The organism is Oceanobacillus chungangensis (assembly GCF_003369565.1).
Lineage (GTDB): Bacteria > Bacillota > Bacilli > Bacillales > Amphibacillaceae > Oceanobacillus > Oceanobacillus chungangensis.
On the sequence record NZ_PIOD01000030.1, the window covers coordinates 41,826 to 63,059 of the forward strand.

General features: G+C 35.4%; 22 protein-coding genes, 1 rRNA gene, 3 pseudogenes and 1 riboswitch. Of the genes and pseudogenes, 20 read left to right on the forward strand and 6 right to left on the reverse strand.

From position 1 onward, the window contains the following. Positions 1 to 171: 171 nt before the first annotated feature. A complete protein-coding gene (locus CWR45_RS19330; RefSeq protein WP_115751461.1) occupies positions 172 to 564 on the reverse strand; it encodes a VOC family protein in 393 nt (130 codons plus the stop codon). A gap of 148 nt (positions 565 to 712) precedes the next feature. Beyond that, positions 713 to 1,876 (reverse strand): Gfo/Idh/MocA family protein, encoded by a 1,164-nt coding sequence (locus CWR45_RS19335; protein ID WP_115751462.1) that lies wholly within the window; start codon positions 1,874 to 1,876, stop codon positions 713 to 715. Positions 1,877 to 2,391: 515 nt separating this feature from the next. On the opposite strand from CWR45_RS19335, the gene CWR45_RS19340 reads away from it, so the two are divergent. The 5 genes and pseudogenes from CWR45_RS19340 (at position 2,392) to CWR45_RS19360 (ending at position 5,024) form a co-directional block, all read left to right on the forward strand. Then, positions 2,392 to 3,165 (forward strand): IclR family transcriptional regulator, encoded by a 774-nt coding sequence (locus CWR45_RS19340; RefSeq protein WP_115751463.1) that lies wholly within the window; start codon positions 2,392 to 2,394, stop codon positions 3,163 to 3,165. Positions 3,166 to 3,191: 26 nt separating this feature from the next. After that, positions 3,192 to 3,349 (forward strand): annotated as a pseudogene (locus CWR45_RS19345) (NAD(P)H:quinone oxidoreductase, type IV); the annotation flags it as partial. 302 nt (positions 3,350 to 3,651) lie between these two features. After that, positions 3,652 to 4,005 (forward strand): VOC family protein, encoded by a 354-nt coding sequence (locus tag CWR45_RS19350; protein WP_115751464.1) that lies wholly within the window; start codon positions 3,652 to 3,654, stop codon positions 4,003 to 4,005. A gap of 54 nt (positions 4,006 to 4,059) precedes the next feature. Next, positions 4,060 to 4,401 carry a VOC family protein gene (locus CWR45_RS19355; protein WP_245975482.1) on the forward strand — a complete coding sequence of 114 codons (342 nt, stop codon included), beginning with the start codon at positions 4,060 to 4,062 and terminating at the stop codon, positions 4,399 to 4,401. Between the two features lie 245 nt (positions 4,402 to 4,646). Further along, a complete protein-coding gene (locus CWR45_RS19360; RefSeq protein WP_115751483.1) occupies positions 4,647 to 5,024 on the forward strand; it encodes a CopG family transcriptional regulator in 378 nt (125 codons plus the stop codon). A gap of 232 nt (positions 5,025 to 5,256) precedes the next feature. Here the strand turns inward: CWR45_RS19360 and CWR45_RS19365 are convergent, their stop codons facing one another. Beyond that, positions 5,257 to 6,450, reverse strand: coding sequence for a NupC/NupG family nucleoside CNT transporter (locus CWR45_RS19365; RefSeq protein WP_115751465.1), 1,194 nt, complete (start codon positions 6,448 to 6,450; stop codon positions 5,257 to 5,259). A 131-nt stretch (positions 6,451 to 6,581) separates the two neighbouring features. Continuing rightward, a riboswitch (purine riboswitch) is annotated at positions 6,582 to 6,683 on the reverse strand. Positions 6,684 to 7,324: 641 nt separating this feature from the next. Here CWR45_RS19365 and CWR45_RS19370 point away from each other — a divergent pair. The 11 genes and pseudogenes from CWR45_RS19370 (at position 7,325) to CWR45_RS19420 (ending at position 16,274) form a co-directional block, all read left to right on the forward strand. Further along, complete coding sequence (locus CWR45_RS19370; RefSeq protein WP_245975483.1) at positions 7,325 to 8,044, forward strand: M23 family metallopeptidase; 720 nt, start codon at positions 7,325 to 7,327, stop codon at positions 8,042 to 8,044. Between the two features lie 300 nt (positions 8,045 to 8,344). Next, positions 8,345 to 8,818 carry an inner membrane protein YiaA gene (gene yiaA / locus CWR45_RS19375; protein WP_115751466.1) on the forward strand — a complete coding sequence of 158 codons (474 nt, stop codon included), beginning with the start codon at positions 8,345 to 8,347 and terminating at the stop codon, positions 8,816 to 8,818. 92 nt (positions 8,819 to 8,910) lie between these two features. After that, a pseudogene (locus tag CWR45_RS20245) lies at positions 8,911 to 9,117 on the forward strand (iron chaperone); the annotation flags it as partial. A gap of 345 nt (positions 9,118 to 9,462) precedes the next feature. Then, positions 9,463 to 9,786, forward strand: a complete 324-nt coding sequence (locus CWR45_RS19385) for a PadR family transcriptional regulator (protein ID WP_115751467.1) — start codon at positions 9,463 to 9,465, stop codon at positions 9,784 to 9,786. Continuing rightward, entirely contained in the window at positions 9,779 to 10,339 is a 561-nt protein-coding gene (locus CWR45_RS19390; RefSeq protein WP_115751468.1) for an HAAS signaling domain-containing protein, read from the forward strand. Before CWR45_RS19385 ends, CWR45_RS19390 begins: the two co-directional genes overlap by 8 nt. Continuing rightward, positions 10,332 to 11,135: a DUF4097 family beta strand repeat-containing protein gene (locus tag CWR45_RS19395; RefSeq protein WP_115751469.1), complete on the forward strand. Its 804-nt coding sequence runs from the start codon at positions 10,332 to 10,334 to the stop codon at positions 11,133 to 11,135. Before CWR45_RS19390 ends, CWR45_RS19395 begins: the two co-directional genes overlap by 8 nt. A gap of 240 nt (positions 11,136 to 11,375) precedes the next feature. Beyond that, positions 11,376 to 12,404, forward strand: a complete 1,029-nt coding sequence (locus CWR45_RS19400; RefSeq protein WP_115751470.1) for an ROK family transcriptional regulator — start codon at positions 11,376 to 11,378, stop codon at positions 12,402 to 12,404. A gap of 68 nt (positions 12,405 to 12,472) precedes the next feature. Further along, positions 12,473 to 12,853: a VOC family protein gene (locus tag CWR45_RS19405; RefSeq protein ID WP_115751471.1), complete on the forward strand. Its 381-nt coding sequence runs from the start codon at positions 12,473 to 12,475 to the stop codon at positions 12,851 to 12,853. 204 nt (positions 12,854 to 13,057) lie between these two features. Then, complete coding sequence (locus CWR45_RS19410) at positions 13,058 to 14,281, forward strand: MFS transporter (RefSeq protein ID WP_115751472.1); 1,224 nt, start codon at positions 13,058 to 13,060, stop codon at positions 14,279 to 14,281. 61 nt (positions 14,282 to 14,342) lie between these two features. Beyond that, positions 14,343 to 15,145 (forward strand): annotated as a pseudogene (locus tag CWR45_RS19415) (HAD family hydrolase). A gap of 460 nt (positions 15,146 to 15,605) precedes the next feature. After that, positions 15,606 to 16,274 carry a uracil-DNA glycosylase gene (locus CWR45_RS19420; protein ID WP_115751473.1) on the forward strand — a complete coding sequence of 223 codons (669 nt, stop codon included), beginning with the start codon at positions 15,606 to 15,608 and terminating at the stop codon, positions 16,272 to 16,274. 116 nt (positions 16,275 to 16,390) lie between these two features. Here the strand turns inward: CWR45_RS19420 and CWR45_RS20575 are convergent, their stop codons facing one another. After that, positions 16,391 to 16,732 carry a 3D domain-containing protein gene (locus CWR45_RS20575; RefSeq protein ID WP_245975484.1) on the reverse strand — a complete coding sequence of 114 codons (342 nt, stop codon included), beginning with the start codon at positions 16,730 to 16,732 and terminating at the stop codon, positions 16,391 to 16,393. A 421-nt stretch (positions 16,733 to 17,153) separates the two neighbouring features. On the opposite strand from CWR45_RS20575, the gene CWR45_RS19430 reads away from it, so the two are divergent. Next, positions 17,154 to 17,981 carry a DUF7587 domain-containing protein gene (locus tag CWR45_RS19430; protein WP_115751475.1) on the forward strand — a complete coding sequence of 276 codons (828 nt, stop codon included), beginning with the start codon at positions 17,154 to 17,156 and terminating at the stop codon, positions 17,979 to 17,981. A gap of 38 nt (positions 17,982 to 18,019) precedes the next feature. Next, a complete protein-coding gene (locus CWR45_RS19435; RefSeq protein WP_115751476.1) occupies positions 18,020 to 18,640 on the forward strand; it encodes a hypothetical protein in 621 nt (206 codons plus the stop codon). A gap of 142 nt (positions 18,641 to 18,782) precedes the next feature. Here the strand turns inward: CWR45_RS19435 and CWR45_RS19440 are convergent, their stop codons facing one another. Continuing rightward, positions 18,783 to 19,268: a DUF2798 domain-containing protein gene (locus CWR45_RS19440; RefSeq protein ID WP_115751477.1), complete on the reverse strand. Its 486-nt coding sequence runs from the start codon at positions 19,266 to 19,268 to the stop codon at positions 18,783 to 18,785. A 452-nt stretch (positions 19,269 to 19,720) separates the two neighbouring features. Between CWR45_RS19440 and CWR45_RS19445 the strand changes: the two genes are divergently transcribed. After that, entirely contained in the window at positions 19,721 to 20,248 is a 528-nt protein-coding gene (locus CWR45_RS19445; RefSeq protein ID WP_115751478.1) for a YehS family protein, read from the forward strand. Between the two features lie 321 nt (positions 20,249 to 20,569). On the opposite strand, the gene CWR45_RS19965 is transcribed toward CWR45_RS19445, so the two are convergent. Continuing rightward, positions 20,570 to 20,734 (reverse strand): hypothetical protein, encoded by a 165-nt coding sequence (locus tag CWR45_RS19965; protein ID WP_170138919.1) that lies wholly within the window; start codon positions 20,732 to 20,734, stop codon positions 20,570 to 20,572. 433 nt (positions 20,735 to 21,167) lie between these two features. On the opposite strand from CWR45_RS19965, the gene CWR45_RS19450 reads away from it, so the two are divergent. Further along, positions 21,168 to 21,234 (forward strand): 16S ribosomal RNA (locus CWR45_RS19450); the annotation flags it as partial.

The following is a 21,234-nucleotide window of genomic DNA, read 5'->3' on the forward strand; positions in this document are numbered from 1 at the left end:
CAGGATTATCTTCACCATTAGCTATGGCATTAAGCATATCCCGAGCAGAAACACCCATAATGTCTGAAACAACAGAACCTAATTTAATGTTAGCCCCTTCTAATAAACTCCATCTCTTTTTGTATTATCCTATTACAGAATCTAGCTCAGCTTTATTATTTTCATGCCTATCTAACTTCTCATATGTGGGGAATCAGGATTCATCTCCATAAACTCGATCCAATTCCCATCGGGATCTACTATCCAGAATTGGTAGTTCAAAGCTATTCCTTGAGAAATTTCTACTTCTAAAGGGACACCCTTTTCCTTCAATTTATTCGCCGTTTCCTGGATATCATCTACCTCGAAACAGATATGTTCCGCTCTGTCTCTATCACCCTCAGCACCACCATAAAATAATTCAATGAAACACCCATCAGTCACTTTTACATATACGATCCACGGCTCACCACTTGGTTGATTCAATTCAAACGCTTTCTTAAATCCAAGCTTATTGCAATAAAAATCCAATGAGCGTTCCATATCTACTACATGAAATCCTTTGTGATTAATCCCTTTAATCATATTCAATCCCACCTATCTCATTTAGTATCTTCGAGCTAACCATTTTTACCTTAAACGTCCCATGTTTTTCCCCTTGTGGGGGTGTTTTTAAACAATTGAATAGTTACAAAATCCTAAGTTCCTAATCTAAAAAACTAATATTAAAATATTAATGCGTCCCTTTAACGTCTAATGTATTGTTCGTTACATGCTTTTTCTCAAATGTGGAAGTGCTAATCTTTTCTTGTAATCTTTCATAATAATGATCTGGATCGACTGGTAATTCTACTGTTTGATTTAACCAAGATGATAAGTAAATAGCATTTGCAATTTCCAACGCCTTTACTCCCTCTTTTCCTGGTGCAAGTAAAGGTGAACCTGTATTAATCGAATCAATCCAGTTTTGAAAAATGGTAGCATGATTGGCATTTTCACTTTTTACAGGAATATCTATTTTTCTGTAGTCAGGCTTACCGAAGCCACCTTTGTACAACCGATTAAAATCACGTTCTGATTGTGTTAATCGGTAAAAAGTAAGTTCTTCATTTTCAACAACGATTTTCCCAAAATCTCCAACTACTTCGAGAAGATTCGTACCTGGTACTTCTCCTGTTGAGGTAATAAATACACCTGTCACCCCATTTTCATATTCCACATATGCTGTTACTTCATCTTCAACTTCAATATCATGATACTTCCCAAAACTACTCACTGCATTAACTCGTTTTGGCATAAACCCAGTCACCCACTGCCAAATATCTAAATGATGAAGTGCCTGATTTAACAAAACACCGCCACCCTCACCTTTCCATGTAGCTCTCCATTTACTTGAATCATAATAACTTTGTGAACGATAAGTATCCGTTACAATCCAGTTTGTCCGTTTTATATTTCCAAGTTTCCCTGAATGAATAAGGTCGCGTAATTTTTGGTAAAGAGGGTTTGCCCTTTGGTTATACATGATGCCGAACACTTTTCCACAAGATTCCGCTGCTTCATTCATTTCTAACACATTTTTCGTATAAACTCCCGCTGGTTTTTCAATAAGAACGTGTATCCCTTTTGAAAAGGCATTGATTGCTATTTCTGGATGACTGTAATGGGGAGTTGCAATTACCACAGCATCTATTCCTGATTCCGTAAAAAAGGTCTCTTCGTCCCGGAAAATTTGTACATCTCCTGATGTATGATTTTCCACCCAGTCGATGCGACTATCATTACTACTGCAAATTGCGGTTAAAATTGCCCCTTCAATTTGCCCTTTGTCTAGCATTTGAACATGTGAGCTCCCCATATTTCCTATTCCGATGACACCGACTTTAATTAAACTCATATATACCCCTCCTTAAGTTTAGCTGTGTATGTAAAAATGCGTTATGTAACATTTTTATAATTTTCTTGGCAGTTAAGAAACTTTCTTACAACATAAGTGCAAATAAGGCAGTAACATAGAGGCGTGGTGACAACCAAGTTTTCTAAAAATGGCTTTTGATATCTTTTCTCTATAGCAAAAACTCCATAATAAGATCTTTATGATTATTTAATAGAAATATTTGGATTTAAATTAAGATTAACACTTAATTTCATCCTTTGACCACTATGTGGTACAAGTGTATCGTTTTGTGGTTGAATTTAGTATATTAATATATATACCGGCTGTCAATCAAATTGTATTATTCCTAAATCGAGCGAGAGCAGACCGAACTCGAGCATGATCCTTACCCAAATGATCTAACCCAATTAGAATAATGTATAATAGGAACAAATGTTAAAAAAGCTTCCTGTGTTTAAAATCGCAATTTCGGATATAATTGAATGGATATATATAAATAGAAGGAGTACATTCTTTTGAGCAACGATAAACAAAATTCAAATAAAACACCTAATGTTCAAGTAATTTCTCGTGCTGCCAAAATTCTTAGAACTCTTAGAAACCACCCTAAAGGATTAAGCCTATCGCAGATTGCGAAAGAAGTGGGCTTAGCACGATCAACGGTTCAAAGAATTGTTAATACCTTAGAACAGGAAAATTTTGTCGCACAAGCTTCATCTAACGGAGGTATCCGTTTAGGTCCTGAGATTGCGATGCTTGCTGCCGCTGTACATAGTGATTTAAGAGAAGAAATTAGACCACATTTAATACAACTATCTAATGAAGTAAATGAAACAGTCGATCTTTCTGTTTTAGATAATGGAAAGGTGCTGTTTGTTGATCAAATTATCGCTGCACATCCATTACAAGCGACTTCAGAGCCCGGTGCAGCTTTTCCATTACATTGCACGGCAAACGGAAAGGCCATACTAGCCTCTTTGCCATTGAATGAAGTTGAGAAGCTGCTACCTGAGCAATTAACACGGTTCAATGATAAAACAATTACGCATCGTGATGAATTGTTAAAGGAATTAGAAGTGATTCGTAAAGAAGGGGTCGCTTTTGCTCAGGAAGAGCATATTCATGGAATCTGTGCGGTAGGCGCAGTTGTTTATGATAGTTTGGGAAATCTAAGTGCTGTCTCAATACCACTGCCTTCTACTCGTTTTTATGGTAATGAAGAAAAACTAGCAGCAGCCATTCTCAACACCTGCAAAAATATCAACCAACACTATAAAACAATAAAGTAAACCTTCATTAAGTGGGGAGTCATAGCCATGTAGCTTCACAAATGAAGCAATTCTTTGATTTGCAAGGCGGTATATGGGCTTCTGGAAAAACAGTAAATAAAGTGGTTAGTGCATGGCATCTGCACAAAACCTGCATGGTGGTGAAGAAGCAACCATTGAAGGTGCTTATGACACAGAAGTTTATAACCTACACACCAACGACTGGCGGAGAAAAAGTTAAATCAAAAATGGGTAACAGAATACGAACTATCACCAGTCGAATAGTATCATTAGTAAAATAAATCATGTAACGATAATCCCTTATTTAATAAAGTGAGGGATTTTTTTTAATAAAGAATATTACGATTGGTAGTTTAAATTGAACTGAAGGGCGCTTTAACACCATTATGAGATCTTCATTATGGTGATCTTTTTTACAAGGGGCAGGATTTTATATTAAATATGCCGAATGTTTAACGAGCTCATAAATTTAAAGGGGTGTTATTATTGGACAATCCAATCTTAAAACAAATCGGAACAGTATTTTTTCCAGTAAGCAACATAGAAAAAGCGAGAGATTGGTACTGCGATATTTTAGGGGTAAAAGCAGATGGAAAAATTCAGTTTGGTCATCTTTACGTTATACCTATGGGAGGTACAGGGATTGTCTTAGATAGCAAGATTTATTCAGAGGATAGATTATTTAAAACACCAGCATTCCACTTAAATGCTAAAAACATCGAGGAAGCATTTCGTTTTATGAGTAATAAAGGCGTTAATTTGATTACAGAAATAGAACATAACCATTATTTTAATTTCAAAGACCCGGATGGAAATATCTTAATGATTTGCGAATGTTAATTTTAAGCTAACGTAAAGTAAGGGAGTCATCAGAAGAAAAAGGAGTTCCTGATAATGATTAAAGGTATCTTTGGAACTCATATTAATGTAAGTAATTATCAAAAATCAGCAGCATTTTATGAAAAGCTTCTAAACATTCTCCCGTTATTTGAGGATTCTAGAAGAAAGTCAAAATTCTACTGGGTTGGAAAGCCTGGAGAATCTATGCTGGGTATTAGAGAAAATTATCCAAGCTCTTTAATCCAACGACAACACTTTGCATTTAAAGTCGATCTAGAGGATATTTCTTCAGCAAGAGAGTATTTATCCGAATTAGGAATAGAAACAACAAACTTTATTAATGATAGTTCTGAAAATTTATTAGTGTTTCCTTTTATGCCTGCTGTATCTATCTAATTTAAAAATGCTGATGGGCACTCAATTGAATTTCTAGCCATGCTAAATGACACTCCGAAACCTGAACTAGATATGATGACGTTGCAAGAGTGGGAGGAATTACACGGAAGAGGCTAACGAAATAATTCCTTATTAAGCTAATTGATGCAATACTTTGGATATTAAATCCTTCATCTGATTGCAAAATTTCCCAAAATAAAACATCCATACAGATGATATTTGGATGATAAATGGATGGTGTGGGGATGGCTGAGACAGAGAAAGTTACAGTTAATATGAATGTCGTTGATTTAGGAAAAGTAGATTTATTAGTTGAGCAAGGCTTTTATCCAAATCGTACTGATTTTATTAAGACTTCAATTCGTAATCAATTGACTTCACACTCTAGTGTTATTGAAAATGTTATTACAGTAAAATCATATGAAATAGGAATATACTATTACGATCGTAAAACACTCGAACAAGTCTTAGAGCAAAATAAATTATTAGACATCAAAGTAGTAGGGATGTTGGTTCTAAAAGATGATGTTGACGTAGAACTAGCAAGGAAGACTATAAAATCAATAAAGGTTTTAGGCGTGTTTAGAGCAAGTCACGAATTAAAAATAGCTTTAAAAAAGTAATTATTTTATAAAAGTGTCAGCCAGAAAGAATTTGGGTTTGCTTGATACTGATAATTTCTAGTGAAATATTCACAAAATCTTGCAATACTTAATACAGGTGCTCCAGTGAAAGAAAAAACCTATCCTTCATACCTAATAAATTGGAAGAAGGATAGGTTTTGTTTAAGTTTAGTTAACCTTACTGCTCACACTCCAGCATATTGCTCTTTAGTGCGACTTCAATTCTCATTTCTTAGACAAACATACCTACAAAAATAGCTGTAATAAAGCTTGCCATAGTACCAGCGATAATGGCTTTAAAGCTCATAGATGCAATTAATTTTTTCTTTGTTGGCGCTAAGGAACCAAGACCTACTATTAATTGTCCAATAGAAGAAAGGTTCGCGAAGTTACATAATGCAACAGTTAAGATTGCAACTGTTTCTGGTCTTAGCATCTCTTGGATTTTGAGTACCTCCTGGAATGCAATCAGTTCATTCGCTGAAAGCTTTGTTCCGATAATGGATGCAGCACGGAAAGCATCTTCAATCGGAATTCCAACAAGTAAAGCAAAAGGAAAGAAAACATAACCAAATATCGTAGCTAGATTTGTTCCGAAGATGCCTAGTAAACCGTCTACGAGAGCTAATAAACTGATGAACGCAATAAGCAAACCACCAATATTAGCAGCAAGCTTTACTCCGCTTACAGCCCCTTCAGAAACGGCTTCAAAAATGTTCGTATGTCCTGCATCTTCCATTTCGACATCTTCATTTGTTAAAGATTCTTCCGTTTCAGGTTCCATGATTTTAGACATTACAATAGCGACAAAAGGTACAGAGAAAACAGAAATAAGCAAATACTTAATATCAATACCCATTTGAGCATAAGACAATAGAATCGCACCACTTGCTGAAGCGGTACCCCCAACCATTACAGTGAATAATTCCGAACGTGTAAGTTTTGCCAGGTAAGGCTTAATGAGTAATGGAGATTCTACCACTCCTAACATCGTATTGGCAACTGTATTAAAAGATTCAACACGAGTGGTACCGAACACTTTACCAACAACCCAACCGAGAATACGTACAACGAAAGGGATGATTCGTAAATAATACAAGGCTGACACTAATGCTGAGATAAAAATAATAACGGATAAGACCTGAATCGCGAAAACAAATCCAACATTCGTTCCTTCTGCAAAGAACCCGCCAAAAAGGAATTCAATGCCTGCTTGGCTATAATTAAGAACATTTTGCACACCCCCGGCAGCACTTGTAAGAATAAAGCGGCCAAGGGGAACATTGAGCATAAAGTAAACGAAAAGTCCTTCTAATACTACACCTATTATAATCGTACGCCATTTGATGGCTTTTTTATTTTTGCTTAGAAGCCAAGCTATAAATAGTAAACCCACAAGGGATAACAAACCAAATAAAATATCCATAATAACCTCCTGATAATAGTTTCAGTTTCATAGACCCTTACCATCGTCAGAAGTCTGACCTACCTCATGAACGAAAAAAGTGCATCCTCTCCATCTATAAAGAAAGAAGAGAATGCACCAAGGTTCACGAGTGGCGTTCTAACTTTCCTCATAGTCCGGCATTTTACGGCTGCCAGGTAGAAACTTATGGACCATATTTCCATAGATATATAAGGATCGTATGAAGTTTATTTTTGAATTTTAACAGAGCTTTTCCGAATATACAATAGGTGAATAAAAAGTGATAAAAAACTAAATTTTTTCAATCCTTTTCTATTTCATAGAAAGTAGATAGATTACGATAACATGAGACCTTCGTAACAGCCATTATTTGAGGCTTAAACTATCAATCACGTTAAAATTACCTCTGAAAAAATAATAAAAATTTACCCATAAATTGGAAGGGTTAATCATCTAGTTTTCTATTTGATTATTGAATAATAATTGTTTTTAAGATTGTAAATATATCATTAATTATTCGATTAAGTGATGAATTTTTAGTTGTTTCTATGATAATATCTCTTTGTTGGTAGAAACAAGCTACATAAGTGAGAACCCAGCAATATAAAAGATGTTGTTAATCTTGGCGCAGAAAGACGCCTTTCATTAAAAACGTTTTTGTATTGGCTGGTTCATAATGTGAATGGATAGGGGGAAGAGAGTTATATTAATCAAGAGTTTAAGCAAAGTAGGTTTAATTAACAGTATATTGATAGTAATCGTTTTATTTTTGTGGATAAGTGTTTATTTTATTCATGGTTTAATGGGTGCCTATGCTTGGGCTTTACTCAAGATGATTTTACCCATCATAGGATTCCTTGGAGTTCTATTGAATATGATTCTGTTTATTATTAGTGTAGTAAAAAAGAAAAGGAACAATAAATTATGGGTGAATTTTATTGTAAATTTGGTATTAATATTTCCCATACTAATGACGATGAATATTATCCGTCTGGCTTATCCGAATGAGATAGACGGTGTTGAACCTTCCATTACAGTAGAATTTCCCTTCGCTGAAGAAACAGTTGTCGGTTGGGGTGGGGATACTGTCGAAAATAATTTAATCCATGTAATATGGCCATCGGAGAGATGGGCATACGATTTTGTCATGGAACCCTTTGATACAGGCAGTAAAAATAACGAGGATTATGGGATTTGGAATAAAGAGGTTTATTCTTCGGTTTCGGGTGTTGTTATTGCTGCTTACGACGATGAAAAAGATATAGATCCAGTTTCTGAAGAATTTATATCATTAGAAGGTAACCATGTCTACATTAAAATTGACGAAACGGGTACTTACCTTTTGCTCAATCATTTAAATGAAGGTAGTGTAACTGTAAAGGAAGGGGATCGAGTAAACCCAGGAGATGTAATTGGACGTGTAGGAAACAGTGGATCAACGTCAGAGCCACATTTGCATATTCATCATCAAAGACAGGACCCTACAAAAGTTCCACACCCTATTTTGGCAGAAGGGCTTCCCTTATATTTTGAAGGGATTGATGGAGAGGCTATGCCGAAAAAAGGAGAAGTTGTATTACCTAGTATCCAATAGGTTAATGTCGTTAATTAGATCAAAATTTGCGCATCGAAGGAATTTTCTAGTTCAGGTATTAGCATTTAACGGAATATGGCCTTTTATAACATTGTTGAAAGTTATCATGGAACGTTTGAAAAAATGTACGAATTTTAGCATCAACAGTCCAGTGAGCAAAGATTTGTTCATAAAATCAAAGATGCACCTTTATACATACACCTTCTATATATAGGAATATTATGTATAATGAAAATATAAAAGGGATATATATTTTACCTGCTGCATAATTTTAATTAGAAAAAGGATGGGGGAAATCCAATGTCTAATGATCACGAGGCTTTATTAGATAAGGGAAGAGAAGATGATCCAAAGGTAGAATTTGAAAGAAAAGAGGGAGAACCGACTGCAGCTTTCAAAGGAGCTTCCTGGGCTGCTTTATTGATAGGGGTAGCAGCTTATCTTATTGGTTTGTTTAACGCAACAACAATGGAACTGAACGAAAAAGGCTATTATTTTGCAGTGTTAATTTTCGGGCTTTATTCTGCGGTATCCTTACAAAAAGCTGTAAGAGATAAAGATGAGGGCATCCCAGTAACAAATATTTATTTCGGCATTAGCTGGATTGCACTGATAATATCTATTTTATTAATTGCCATCGGTTTATACAATGCAGGAAGTATTATTTTAAGTGAAAAAGGATTTTATGCGATGGCATTTGTTCTTAGTATTTTCGCTGCAGTAACGGTTCAAAAGAATATTAGAGATACGCAGAGAGCGAGAGAAAGAGACTAACGTATTATCTGCTAATAATTTTCTATTTTGTTATTATCGGGCCAAATTGTGCAGCAACTTACAATATTAATTTTTTGTTTTAGAGAACGAACATGGAAGTTTTTGCAGAATATTTAGCGCAAAATGACAACCCGCAACATCGGGAGCGAATGGAAGAAGTTTTGGTTAGGGTGACTAAGAAATTTCCGAATTTAGAGCCAAAAATTGCGTGGAATTAGCCTATGTTTACTGTCCATAGCACAAATTTTATTGGCTTTAGTATAGCAAAACATCATTTAGCTACTTCGTCTGAAAGGGCAGAAATGAGAGTATTATATTTTCGATAAGGCCAGACTGTTCAACTTTTTGGTGGAAATTAGAAGGTCGAGTTACTTGAGGATACGTTCACAAATTTTTTACCCATTTGCTTATAGTTAAATTAAGCGAATGGGTATTTTTGTATGCTAGGCATGCATTAGGTTTTTGAATATGTACTTTTGATGGCAATTATTTTAAAGGAATTGTAAAGAATTAGTAAAATATAATTTATAGTACCTTGCAATGAACAGTACTGTATGATATATTTTTTATAAAGGTACCTAATAAATATCAGTACTGTTTAATAAATAATAGTGATTTACTAAGAAAAGAGGTGTGATTCAACAGTGAACGTGCAATTTAAAAAAGGTGTACTAGAATTATGTGTTCTCGTATTGCTGGATAAGCAGGATCGTTACGGTTATGAACTGGTGCAAAAGATATCTGAACAGATTGATGTATCTGAGGGATCTGCATATCCACTATTAAGACGATTAACAAAAGAAGGGTACTTCACGACGTATCTAAAAGAATCAACGGAAGGACCACCAAGGAAGTATTATAAGTTAGCAGACAGCGGAAGAACATATCTTCATGAACTGCTTCAGGAGTGGAAAGAATTCTCAAATGGAGTAAATCAATTGATAAAGGAAGGTGTAAAGGATGACTAAAAAGCAATTTATTAGTAAATTAAACGCATCTCTGAAGAGACTGCCATACGAGGAAAGGCAGGATATTATACAAGATATTGAAGAGTATTTTGTGATTGGATCAGAAGAAGGAAAGTCTGAAGAACAAGTAGCCACTTCACTTGGCTCACCCGAACAAATTGCGAAAGAGCTGGTAGCAGCTTATCGTGTTGAAAAGGTTGAAGAAACTACTTCAACAGGGAATATTATCCGTGCAGTATGGGCTGTTATTGGATTAGGTTTTTTTAATCTTGTTATTGTATTAGGGCCATTCGTTGCTTTAGCAGGAGTAATTATTGCCGGTTGGCTAATGGGAATTTCATTTGTTGCTTCACCAATTTTCGTATTACTAAATGTAGCAATACACCCGCAAATATTTGAGATTTTTGACTTGTTCTTTTCAATCGGTCTCGCTGGGATTGGTTTATTTATTGCAATCGGAATGTTTTTTGCAACTCGTGCAATAAAAAATGGATTTGTCCGTTACTTAAAATACACTATAGGAATTGTGAAAGGTGGCTTAAAACATGCTTAGTATTAAAAAAATGTCTATTGTTGCTTTAGTTCTTTTATTAGTTGGTGTGACTGGGAGCCTTTTAACAGTAAATGCAAAGATACAATCAGAGCCGATTGAAGAAGAAAGAATCATTCAGGATGAGAATTTTACCAACATTGATATTAAAGTGGATAACGCTGAAGTAGAAATTATCCCCGCAGGTAATCAGGCGGCAAAAGTTGAGTTAACAGGTGGAGATAAAAAGAGTAGAGCGTATACCTTCGATGTTGGTGTTCAGGAAAATACACTCGCTGTTCATTTAAATGAAAAAAATCTTAAATTCTATAACTTTGACTTTTTGGATTCAGCTTTAGCTTTAAAAGTCTATGTACCTGAAAAAATGTATGACTCATTGCGGATAGTGGCTGCCAATGGGAATGTGAAAGCAGAAGAAATAGAGGTAGCAGCTGCAACAGTAGAAACGATTAATGGAACAATTGATTTAAATGATTTGGAAACCGCTACACTTAATGTCAGTTCTGGAAATGGAAAAATTCTTCTCCAAAACATTGAGGGGGATATTTTAGGGAATGTAATTAATGGGAAAATCACTTTTGTAACAGATCATTTAGATCGCAACATTGATTTTGAAAATTTGAACGGTAAAATCGAAATTCAGACTTTAAAAGAACCAACAAATTCTACTATAAATGTAGATGTCGCCTATGGAAAAGTTAATATATTTGGCGATTCGTCAAGAAATGCTTTATTTGGAAAAGGGGAAAACTTGATAAAACTATCTACACTAAATGGGGGAATTACTGTAACGAAGTAAATATTAGTAGATAATTTTTAACGTACGTATGTATGGAAACAGAGTTATAAAGTGACTAAACTGTTTTATAAAATCCTGGATAGTAAATTGAAAGGAAGAAGTCCATTTTGATCAATCTTTTTCAGAATGGATTTTTTGCTTACCACAAAACAAATTGTTTTCAGCAAATTTGTATGATATATTGCAAGTATCACTTATTAAAGTGATTTAATAAGTCTAACTTAGTAGGTGGTGACGTTTATGAATGCTAATCCAAAATCGTTGAAGAGAGAAATCCTTTCTAGTATTCGTAAAGCTCTTTTAGAACTTGGAAATGCAACAAAAGCTGAGCTCAGTGATAAATTAGAGATTAGTTTTCCGACAATCAGTAAGTTCTTACTACAGATGGAGAAGGATGGAGAAATTAGATCAGTTGGTTTAGATGAATCCAGTGGGGGGAGAAGAGCAAAAAGATATGCCTACAATCCTGAGCATATGCTTGGTCTTGCCGTTTTCTTAGAAAAAACAGAGACAAATTATACAATTTTTAATTGTATGGGAGAAGTAAAGGAACAAGGGAAAGCTCCAAGTGTACTAGTAGATAGTGGTATAAATTTATTAACTAAGTTCATCGAAGAAATAATGGCTACCAATTCTTCTAAGATCCATTCTATTGCAATTGGTGTCCCTGGTTCGGTTGATAACGGTAAAATTTTCTATATGCCTGGATATGAGGAATATCATGATTTTGATATAAAAGGGTATTATGAAGATTATTTTTCTATCCCTGTCGTTGTAGAGAACGATATGAATGCTGCTATTCTTGGATTTAACTATAATAACAGAATGAAAGATGATCAATCACTAATATATTTGTATTTCGGTCACAATGGACCGGGTGCAGGTTTTATGATTAATGGAGATGTAGTGAGAGGAAAAACTTTTTTTGCAGGAGAGGTTTCGTTCGTCCCACAGTATAGTGAACGAAATTTTGGGCAGGCGTTAGAAAACGGAAGCAGGATTAATGAAGAAGCAGGATCTAAGGATTATCAGATTGATCCTATCAGTAGGCTAGTGGCCTCTTTTACAGCTATTATTAATCCTCATACCGTTATTTTTTGTAATGATGAAATTGAAAAAGAGATGTTAAACAAAATTACTATAGGCAGCTCAAAATACATTCCAGCAGAACATCTACCTGAGCTTACAATTAGTGATTGGAAAAAAGATTATTTATATGGATTACAGAAGCTCTGCTTGGACTTTATGATTATGAATAATGACATATAAGTTGCTAACATTTAAAAATACCAAAGGGATTTAGAAGTAATTTCTTTAATTGAAGGAGTGAAAAATAATTGAGAATTGAACATGTGGCTATTTGGGTCAATGATTTGGAAGGCGTGAAGGAGTTTTATCAAACTTATTTTAATGGTAAATCAAACATTAAATATCACAATAGTGAAAAGGAGTTTGAGTCTTATTTTCTAACATTTGATTCAGGTGCAAGATTGGAGATTATGCGTAAGCAAGGGATAAATGAGCAAAGTCGGAGTGATCAAATAGGGTGGGCACATATCGCGATTTCCTTAGGAAGCAAGGAAGCAGTTAATCAATTGACATCAAGACTAAAAATTGATGGGTACCCAACAATTAGTGGTCCCCGAATAACTGGGGACGGCTATTATGAGAGTGTGATTGAAGATCCTGAAGGAAACCTGATAGAGTTGACTGTGTAATAAAATGGGCAAGTTGATCTATCTTGTTATTACATATTCTATTACGCATTAACTGGCTGAAAGTTCTCTACTAATTGGAGTTCCACTTTTTCTGGTTACTTATTACATTTTTTAATAAGTTTTCCTTTGCCTGCCTTTTAAATATATTTAATAAGTGGAAATCAAAACAATAATATACGAAATAATTAAGAGCGAGGTTAAACTATGACAACATTCCTTTTAGTCATCATTTATTTGGCATTTATCAGTTTAGGTTTACCTGACTCATTATTGGGGGCAGCATGGCCGGTGATGCAATTGGACTATGGAGCTCAACTTGAGACTGCGGGTTTCCTTTTTATGACAATTGCAGGCGGTACAATAATCTCCAGTTTAGTTAGTGGTAGGGTAATTAAACGTTTTGGGACAGGAAAAGTTACATTTGTCAGCGTATTAATGACTGCTTGTGCTTTACTAGGATTTCATTTTTCCCCATCGATTGTTTGGCTGGTTATATGTGCTATCCCACTCGGATTAGGAGCGGGAGCAGTTGATGCTGGATTAAATAATTATGTTGCTACAAATTATAAGGCACATCATATGAGTTGGCTGCATTGTTTTTGGGGTGTTGGAGCTAGTCTCGGTCCGATTATTATGGCTTCGTTTATTTCTGGAGGAAATACGTGGAGAAATGGATATCTTGTTATCTCATGTATTCAGTTTGCATTAGTTATTATCCTTCTCTTCACTTTGCCTTTATGGGGGAGAGTGAAGAACAAAAGCAATCTTTCTTTAAGTGAAGGAGTTACTGATTCAGAAAGGATCACTACGAATGAAGATATAGAAGATATCAAGCCTATAAAAATTAAAGGAGTTAAACTTGCGCTTATAGCTTTCTTGTTTTATTGCGGGGTTGAAGCAACAATGGGGCTCTGGGGAAGCAGTTTCTTGGTTAATGTCAAAGGTTTAAGTGCTGCAACTGCTGCAAGTTGGGTTTCCTCCTATTATCTAGGAATAACAGTTGGTAGATTGATAACAGGCTTTATTACTTTTAAAACTACTAATCGTACACTAATTAGGGCGGGACAGATTATTGCATTATTTGGTGCTGTTATTTTATTTTTGCCATTGCCGTCCGCTTTCTCGCTAGCAGGTTTCATTATTATTGGATTAGGGTTAGCACCAATATTTCCCTGTATGCTGCATGAAACTCCAGCACGTTTTGGGAAAAAACATTCACAGACTATTATGGGTTACCAAATGGCGATTGCTTATACTGGCACTACATTCATGCCGCCTCTACTTGGGTTTATGGCGTCTTATTTAACTTTAGGATTTTTCCCAGTTTGTATTGTAGTATTTGTTGCTGCAATGCTGCTTAGTTCAGAGAAATTAAATGACCTATTGAAAAAGCAGGTTTTGCTAAAGACAAAATCAACAGCTATGTAATCATAGAAACAGATAAAAATATGTACAAAATTTTCAACCTTGGAATGCAGGGGGAATTAAAATGATTAAATTAGTGTTAACAGATATGGATGGAACATTCTTGAATAATAGCGGTGATTTTAATAGAGAACTCTATAAAGATGTTAAAAAGCTAATGGCGGAAAAAGGTGTTGTCTTTGCTCCTGTTACTGGGAAGCAATGTGAACGTATAGAAGAACTATTTGGTGATGACTCAGAGAAATTATGGATTTTAGGTGACAGTGCAACCAGACCAGAATAAAGCATAACGGGGAATTTGTTTATGAATCCCTGCTAAGCAATAAATTAGGGCTGGAAATTATCCGTTTGCTTGAAGAAATAAGCTTGGATCATACCATAATTGCGTGTACTAGGAGCGGTGCAGTAGTAAAAGGTAATATCCCTAAAGAGGAAGCAGCGATTGTCAGAGGATCCTATGCACAAGTGAGACAGGTATCTGATTTTAATGAAATAAAAGATGACTTTGTAAAAATTACGATTCATGACCCATTGTTAAGATGCATGGAGACTAGAGAGAAACTTTCCCAATTTTTTGAGTCTGCATATATTGTTGCTTCTGAAGCGGCTTGGATTGATATTGCAAATGCAAATGTACATAAAGGTACAACTGTTGGATATTTACAAAGCTTATTAAATGTTACGCCTGATGAAACGCTTGCCTTCGGGGATGGTTACAATGATATAGAGCTCATGACGCGCAGCACCTATAGTTTTGCGGTTCGAAATGCTGTTCCAGAATTAAAAGCTGCTGCTAATTTCATTACACGCTCAAATGAAGAGGATGCAGTAATGGAAACTATCATTAAATTGTTATCCTTACAATAAAAAGCGGTTAGATTTGTCATTTGACATTATTCCAGAATAAAGGACTGCTAATTTTATTAACGCTAATGAAAGTTACTGATTGAAGTAATTAAGATTTAATTAAGCCGGAATTACTGTGGCGATTAAACTCATAGCCGTAGATAGGGATGGAACTTTTCTTAATGACCAAATTAAAATTTGATGAGTCGCGATTTTTCAAACAATATTTCTTAAAGTTTGCGTTAGCTTGCCCAGAGGAAGAAACATTTCGAATTGAGAGATTTCCTTCAGAAATAAGAAGTACAAAATGGAATGCACCTCAAATTTTGGCATAGCGGAAAATTTGAGGTGCTTTTTTTGCAAAACAAGTAATGAGTAGTTGAATTGAATAGTTATGAGAGTTAGAGGGAATAAGGCCGATAAGAATATTAAAATGCATGTCATAAAATATGAGGGTAGTAGATTGTTAGGAGATGAAAGTATGACTATCTTAAAAAATGATTGGGAGCCAATATTAAAGGAGGAGTTTCAAAAAGACTATTATATAAGATTACATGCCCTTTTGAAGGAAGAATATAGTTCTTATATTGTATATCCGGAAATGCATGATATTTTTAATGCGCTTCATTATACAGATTATCAACATACAAAAGTTGTTATTCTAGGACAGGACCCATACCATGGACCAAATCAAGCACAAGGTTTAAGCTTTTCCGTTAAACCTGAAGTACGTATACCACCCTCGTTAAAAAATATATATAAGGAACTACATGATGATTTAGGTATTCCAACTCCTAATCATGGTAGTTTAATTAATTGGGCAAAGCAAGGTGTTCTATTGTTGAACACAGTTTTAACGGTTAGGAAAGGGGAACCCAATTCCCATAAAGGAAAAGGCTGGGAATTATTTACCAATGAGGTGATTAAGCAGGTAAGTGCAAAAACAGATCCTGTGGTATTCATTCTTTGGGGCAGGCATGCCCAAGAAAAAGCGGAATTAATTACGGCATCCCACCATTTAATCATAAAATCCCCTCATCCGAGTCCCTTTTCTGCTAGACGAGGTTTCTTTGGCAGTCGCCCATTTTCACGAACGAATCAATTTTTAGAAGAAGAAGGCCGTACGCCGATTGATTGGAGAATTGAATAGATCAAACAAAGTTGATTTTACTTTGTTTGTCATATCGTTTTCCGAGATAAGCTGGCATATGCCAGCTTATCTACTTTTATAGCCGATATTCTTCACAGTTTAAACTTTTTCCGCTGTTAATATTCCCACACTTTAACGTGTACTTGTTGCACACCAAATTGTAATGCATCGTTTAAATCTTCCATATAAATATCTAGATGACCATTTGTAATTGCACTTCCACGATCTTCACATACATAGGTTTGATTCCATTTTGGGATATGTATTTTCGTACCAAATGAGAGATCTTGCGGACATGCAATCGTTCGTCCTTCTTGTACAACCTTTCCAGAAGCTGTGATACCATATGCGGGATCACCTGGATGTTTTCCCGTAGATTCATAACCGGCTGTATAAGCTGTAATTGTATAAGGGACTCCATTTTCATCTGGGATATTAATTATTTGTCCTGTTTTCACATAATCTGGATTAATTATTGAAGAATTTGAAGCTATTAAGGTGTTTACATCAATCTGATAAGCGCGAGCTATGCTATATAAACTATCACCTAATTGTACGGTATAGTTTTTTTCAGCATGCGCAGTTCCTGAAAAAAAGGTAATTCCAATGATGCATAAGATAGCCAGCCTGAGATACTTGATAATAATTCCTCCTTTTCATAGATAAAGTATATTTACTCTATTACCCTTTATTTAACCATTGATAAACAATGGGCTTTACTTTGCAAATTCCAGTAATTCTATTTTTGAGTCAAAATACTCATGCTAAATACATAGACTTTCCAACTAATCTTTTCTATGATAATAGTAGATTAAACTGCTCTAACATCGTTTACCTAGAACTTGGAATCTTTGATGTATAGATACGGAGGTAAGATAGTTGAAACGATTGAAATTTCCATATCTGCTTTGTGTACTGGTTGCATTATTGCTTTTTCCATTTTTTCAGCCCGATCAGGCTTCCGGAGAAGGATCAGCAAACTTTAACGATACTGTTACTGCTTCTGTAAGCACTGTTGAATCAGATGATGGGTTATTAGAACCGATTTCCGATTGGTTCGGTAGCCTGGGAGATAATATTGAAGTCGCATTAGATGGTCTCAAAGATACATTTGACAAGATTGTCAGTTACATTGGGGAACTGTTTGAATCTGTTGAAGAGTCGATTGCGGTATTTACGGGTGGAGGAGACTCGAACGAGGAGATTACGAATCTCAACAATACAATTGATCGGGCTAAAGAAAATCTGGGGGATATCAGTCTTGAACTGGATGAAACAACAGTATATCGAGTCATACGCGAGGATGAAGAACCGGGCAAGGGCATTTTTGCCAAAGCACCGGAAAGGGAACATATCACGATCGCGGGTCATGTCAACAATGGAAGTAAGAAAAATTTTAAAGGATCCAAATATATATCAACTACTAAGAGCTTTGAAGTAGCGTTAGAGAATGCTACAAAAGATATTATGAATGCCGGTAAAGCCCAGGATCTCCGAATTGTGCAGATTGATTTGGGGAAGGTAACCAATACGTACTATGATTTAACTGACCCGAAAGTCCAGGACAAGTACTTGGTTAATTCAAAAGGGGAACCTTGGGAAAAGGTTAGGAGATACGCTAACAAATCCCAGGAATTGTTAGTCGAGTATTCTATACCACAGGAAGCGATTACACTACTTGGACGCCCTTCTGAATTTGGTAGTTAATAAAGTCCTGTTGACTGGAAAGAGGAGCGTGTAACGAAATGAATCAATCATCTTTAATGAATATATTCATCGAGTCCGAAACGGCACTGCTTGTTGAACTGCGTATGGGAAAAGGCTTGGATCGGGAACAATATGAAACATTTATTAGTGCTTTCTCGGAGCTTGCAGGTCAATGGGAAAAGGAAAGCTCGATACCAAGTAGAGCAGTCCAGCCAATCATGGAAATCTATGCGGACCTGTATCAGTTTTCATTGAATTATTCAGATGAAGAAGCTGAGCGGATACGTGAAGCTGCACAACAAATCAACAAGTTAAGAGAGCAGTGCCTTTCAGGTGACGGTATTTCGGATCGCCATCAGGATGATATCACAAGGGACTTAATACAATATATCGATGAAAATAATGGCTTTTTTGCTCAAATGGAGCAAGGGAGAGGCATGGATGAGGAACAGTTTGAGAAGGTGTTTCGGGAACTGACGAAGGTTCACGATGAAATAACCTCTTGGGAAATGATTCCGAAACCTTTGGTGAAAATACTAATTTCCTTTTATGAAATGGACTTACTCGTATTCAAATATGAGGAAGCGTTTGAAATGCAGGAAGAAGCAGATAAAATTTATGACGCATATGAGAGAGTGTTTGAATTAATTGCTGGTTAGAAATTATCTAGAATGAAATGTTTGGATACGCTAGGAAATAAAAGTAATCGGCGAAATGCATGCTTGTATTTTAAAAAAAGTTATTTGAGTTTAATGAGACCAATGTTGAATAAGCAAGCTACTTTAGGTAGCTTGCTTATTTTTACTTGTTAAGTTCTGGCAGTATTTGGGTTGCAGGCTTGATGTATTTAGCTAACAGCCAACGTGAGATAGGTCCAACAACTAGTAACTGCGATGGAAGCGCCACGATAAAGTTTAGACCAACTGTTTTAAGATACGTCGCGAAAATCGATCCTTCAATTCCTATTATTAATGCAGTAAGAATGACTCCATATATGGACATAATAAGAACCATTAAAGGGACCATACAAAAGGCAATCGCTATAATAAAGTTGATTTCTTTCGATTTATCATAGGGTAGTGATAGTGCAATTTTACGTGCTTGCGGTTCAACTAATGACTCCGCGATAAAAGCAACAATAAATGTTACGACAAATTGAATCAATGCACTTGCTACTGTAATGGATGAAAAACCGTGTAAAGCTGTGTTGTAAACTGACATAATAAGAACCATTCCAAAACACATAAATAGTCCGAAAATAATGCCTTCCTTCTTATTATTTGGCAAATAAAAAACGTCCTTCCTTTTTAAGCATATGCCGATTATATAGGGTGCAGAAATTTTAGTGTAAGTGACAACTTTGTGACATTATTAAAATGCTGTTGTTTGTCCTGCTCAAATATGGATTTTATTCGGAATTGTTGGTCGAGTTGAACGATAGAAAATGTGTCTATAGATTAGAAAAGTGAAGGTCCGTGAAGAATAATAATAATTATATTTTCCAACAAAATAGTAAATAGCCAACTATCGAATGGAGATAAATATGATTGAAATGTGAGTCATATGTGAAATGATTTAGACAAAACAGAATAATATAAAGCGTTATTGAATGTGGAAGAAGTTTGTTATAGTAGGGAGAAAATCTATCACTTATCAAAGAAGAGATTACAATTGGTGGATAGCTATTTTTAATGAAACGCGCTACTCCGGCTAGTGTGCAAATTATAGGAGGTAACAAAATGGATATGAATAATAATGATATTTTAATTCGATTACGATATGCTCTCGATTTAAAAGATAAAGAGATGGTAAATATTTTTAAACTAGGAGGCATTGAAGTTACAAGGGAAGAAGTGCAGAAGATCCTCACTAAAACCAAAGACAGTTATGAGGAGGAGTTTGGATCTGCAGATGATATGGATCATGATAATATACCTTGTGATAACTTCATGCTGGAATCATTTCTGAATGGCCTGATTATCAATAATAGAGGGAAACAGGAACCAAAGCCAGGACAAAGCGAAAGCCAACCAATGATGATAAAAAGTAATGCTAGTGTCAATAATGTCTTGCTGAAAAAGTTGAAAATTGCACTGACATTAACAGGTGAAGATATGATTAATATCCTGGATGATGCGGGCGTCGTTATCACCAAAGGAGAATTAAGCGCGTTGCTAAGAAAAGAAGGACATAGTAATTACCGGAAATGTGGTGACCGGTATGCAAGGAATTTCTTGAAAGGGCTAGGAATGAGATATCGGACATAGGTAAAATCCAGGGGAAAGATTACTGCTCTCAAACCAGAACAGTAAGATGCCAGAGGCTGGTTTATTCCAACCTCTGGCATCTTACTGTTTATATTGGGGTTCCTCATGCTCTATTTTCTGGACTCTTGGCTCTATATAGAGAATCATTTCTTTTTTGTTCTTAAGCAAGAATATGACGAGTGACACAAATGTGTTGTCTTTTATTACATTGTCATACCATTTATTAAAATAGCAAAGACATAAGATTCTCTTCAAAGGTTGTTGTTGGAAATCCTGTTAACTAGAAAGTGAATAGATGGTTCTGAAAAAGGTCAAAAAATTTTAATTGACTGGTGTCTTTGTAATCGTATTGTCTGTAGTTGGCTTTGGTGTCGCCTTGCAATTAGACTCAACAGACTTTACATCGTCTTTAGCAGTTAGTAATTGATCCTCTGCCTCTACTGCTCTATCTTTTACATCGACTAATCCACCTTGTGCGTCTTTCACTGAAGACATCACTTCTTTTGATTCCAAAGAACTAATGAAGAAGCTCCTGCAATTATTCCAGCAACAATCAATCCTGTTTTTGCCTTTTTTTGTTTTTCTATTGTCAGATCCAATGAAAAAACTCCCTTCCATTTCATAATACAGTAAAAAACTTGTTGATTTTTCTTCTTGGAAATTATATAATGTAATTCCGCCGCAAAAATACTCCTGCTAAAATAGCAAAAAACTATTGACACAAGATGTTGCGGTATGGTATATTAATAAAGTTGCTGATTTACGAAGCGACAATAACATTTGCTCTTTGAAAACTGAACAAAACAACCAGTATGTCAATGAAAAGAAACTTGTTTTCTTTTCAACAAAACAAGAAGGTAACACTTCTTAAAGCTTGAGACTTATGAAATTGATTGGTGTCAACTTCATTTCAAACACTTTATTGGAGAGTTTGATCTTGGCTCAGGACGAACGCTGGCGGCGTGCCTAATACATGCAAGTCGAGC